This window comes from Streptomyces sp. NPDC058964 (assembly GCF_042741275.1).
GTDB lineage: Bacteria > Actinomycetota > Actinomycetes > Streptomycetales > Streptomycetaceae > Streptomyces.
On the sequence record NZ_JBHYKH010000102.1, the window covers coordinates 1 to 3,109 of the forward strand.

Annotated in this window: 2 protein-coding genes; one reads left to right on the plus strand and one right to left on the minus strand. The window is 68.2% G+C overall.

What is annotated here, in order from left to right; all coding sequences use genetic code 11:
- Positions 1-119: 119 nt before the first annotated feature.
- Positions 120-1,943 (minus strand): phosphoenolpyruvate carboxykinase (GTP), encoded by a 1,824-nt coding sequence (locus ACFW2E_RS15470; RefSeq protein ID WP_384466562.1) that lies wholly within the window; start codon positions 1,941-1,943, stop codon positions 120-122.
- A 353-nt stretch (positions 1,944-2,296) separates the two neighbouring features.
- On the opposite strand from ACFW2E_RS15470, the gene ACFW2E_RS15475 reads away from it, so the two are divergent.
- Positions 2,297-3,010: a hemolysin III family protein gene (locus ACFW2E_RS15475; protein WP_384466564.1), complete on the plus strand. Its 714-nt coding sequence runs from the start codon at positions 2,297-2,299 to the stop codon at positions 3,008-3,010.
- The last annotated feature ends 99 nt before the right edge of the window (positions 3,011-3,109 follow it).

Here is a 3,109-nt window from a genome sequence, read left to right on the forward strand (position 1 = left end):
CCCGTACACCGTTGTACGGGCGGGCCCCGGGCCCTTTGGTGCCGTCACCGCGGCCGGCCGTGACGATCGCTGGTCAGGGCATCCCATCCGAACCGGCCGCGGAGTCTTCCGTGCGGGCCTCAGCCCAGGCGCTCCACCAGCGCCCGGTACTCGTCCCACAGCTCCTTCGGGGTGTGGTCGCCGAAGGTGTTGAGGTGTTCGGGGACGAGGGCCGCCTCCTCGCGCCAGACCTCCTTGTCGACCGTGAGCAGGAAGTCCAGGTCGGAGTCGGCGAGTTCGAGGCCCTTGGTGTCGAGGGAGGCCCTGGTCGGCAGGATGCCGATGGGGGTCTCCACGCCCTCGGCCTTGCCGTCGAGACGCTCCACGATCCACTTCAGGACGCGGCTGTTCTCGCCGAAGCCCGGCCAGACGAACTTGCCCTCGTCGTTCTTGCGGAACCAGTTGACGTAGTAGATCTTCGGCAGCTTGGACTGGTCCTTGTCCTTGGCCACGTCGATCCAGTGGGCCATGTAGTCGCCCATGTTGTAGCCGCAGAAGGGCAGCATCGCGAAGGGGTCGCGGCGCAGTTCGCCGACCTTGCCCTCGGCGGCGGCGGTCTTCTCGGAGGCGACGTTGGCACCCAGGAAGACACCGTGGTTCCAGTCGAAGGACTCCGTCACCAGCGGCACCGCCGACGCCCGGCGGCCGCCGAACAGGATCGCCGAGATCGGCACGCCCTTCGGGTCCTCCCACTCCGGCGCGATGATCGGGCACTGCGAGGCGGGAACCGTGAAGCGGGCGTTGGGATGGGCGGCCGGGACGTCGGACGCGGGCGTCCAGTCGTTGCCCTTCCAGTCCGTGAGGTGGGCCGGAGCCTCCTCCGTCATGCCCTCCCACCAGATGTCGTTGTCGTCGGTGAGGGCGACGTTGGTGAAGACGGCGTTGCCCCACAGCGTCTTCATCGCGTTGGCGTTGGTGTGCTCACCGGTGCCGGGCGCGACGCCGAAGAAACCGGCCTCGGGGTTGATCGCGTACAGACGGCCGTCCTCGCCGAAGCGCATCCAGGCGATGTCGTCACCGATCGTCTCGACCGTCCAGCCGGAGATCGTCGGCTCCAGCATGGCAAGGTTCGTCTTGCCGCAGGCGCTCGGGAAGGCGGCGGCGACGTACTTCGGCCCGCCCTGCGGCGGGGTGAGCTTGAGGATCAGCATGTGCTCGGCCAGCCAGCCCTCGTCACGCGCCATGACGGAGGCGATGCGCAGCGCGTAGCACTTCTTGCCGAGCAGGGCGTTGCCGCCGTAGCCGGAGCCGTAGGACCAGATCTCGCGGCTCTCGGGGAAGTGCGAGATGTACTTGGTCTGGTTGCACGGCCACGGGACGTCCTGCTCGCCCGGCGCCAGCGGGGCGCCGAGGGTGTGCACGGCCTTGACGAAGAAGCCGTCGTCGCCGAGTTCGTCCAGGACCTGCTGTCCCATGCGGGTCATCGTCCGCATCGACACGGCGACGTACGCGGAGTCCGTGATCTCCACGCCGAGCGCGGAGAGCGGCGAGCCCAGCGGGCCCATGCAGAAGGGCACCACGTACATCGTGCGGCCGCGCATCGACCCGCGGAACAGGCCCTTCTCACCCTGGAAGATCTCCCGCATCTCGGCGGGCGCCTTCCAGTGGTTGGTGGGGCCTGCGTCCTCCTCCTTCTCGGAGCAGATGAACGTGCGGTCCTCGACGCGCGCGACGTCGGTCGGGTCGGATGCCGCGTAGTACGAGTGGGGGCGCTTGACCGGGTCCAGCTTCTTGAAGGTGCCCTTGCCGACGAGCTCCTCGCACAGCCGCTCGTACTCGGACTCGGATCCGTCACACCAGACCACGTTGTCCGGCTGGGTCAGTTCGGCGATCTCGTTGACCCACGAGATCAGTTCCTGGTGGTTGGTGGGGATGACGGGGGGAGCCGCGATGTCGCGCGCCACGATTGCTCCTAATTGAGGGATTTTGTCCTTTGTTGCCCCGTGGGGGCCGCGGCCCGGACGCTTCGTAGCTGCTCATCCGGTGCCGACCGCACTCATTTGATCATCCGATGGTAGTGCGCATATGTCCAGAGCGCATCACAGGTGAGCAGCGTGAGGAAGGCCACGGTTACCGCGTTTCTTTGCGTGCACGTTGGGTTCGGCTGAAGGTCTTTTTGCGTTACCGCCGGTTTGCCGGTCCGAGTCGGCCACACCGGGGGCGGAAGAGGGGGGCCTCGTGAGACGATGGCCACTATCGACCCGTCATCGAGTCGCGGTGACACGTAACTTACGGTTCCGTAGGTACGATTCCAGTCATGACTGCGTCCGCCTCCGACGCGCCCACGGACTCGCCGGCCGACGGCCGCGGGCCCGCCGCGCTCTCCCTGCCGCACCCGGTCAAGCCCAAGCTCCGGGGCTGGCTCCATCTCGGCATGTTCCCGGCCGTACTCGTCGCGGGTCTGGCGCTCACCGCCCTCGCCGACTCCCCCCGAGGCCGCGTGGCCTGCGGAATCTACGTCCTGACGGCGTGCCTGCTGTTCGGTGTGAGCGCGCTGTACCACCGGGGCAACTGGAGCCCGCGCATGGACGGAATCCTGCGCAGACTCGACCACGCCAACATCTTCCTGATCATCGCGGGCACCTACACGCCGCTGACGATGCTGCTGCTGCCGGGCGCCAAGGGACAGTGGCTGCTGTGGGGCATCTGGGCGGCCGCCGCTGCGGGCATCGTCTTCCGGGTCTTCTGGGTCGGCGCCCCGCGCTGGCTCTACACCCCCTGCTACCTCGCCATGGGCTGGGCCGCCGTCTTCTTCCTGCCGGACTTCATGCGCACCGGCGGCATCGCCGTTCTCGTCCTGGTGATCGTCGGCGGTCTCCTGTACAGCGCGGGCGGCGTGATCTACGGGATCAAGCGGCCCAACCCCTCACCGCGCTGGTTCGGCTTCCACGAGGTGTTCCACTCCTTCACCCTGGCCGCCTTCGTCGTCCACTACGTCGGCATCTCCCTGGTGGCGTACCAGCACGGGTAGGCCTCCCCCGCCCCGGGCTGCGAGTGGGGCAGCGGGGCGGGGGCCGGGCGGCGATCGGCGCCGCGACCGACACGGAGCGAGAGAGGGAGGGGGAGTTTT

Excerpts from the sequence above, each read along its gene's own strand:
- ACFW2E_RS15475 (WP_384466564.1), top strand. The coding sequence starts at position 2,297 with ATGACTGCGTCCGCCTCCGACGCGCCCACGGACTCGCCGGCCGACGGC.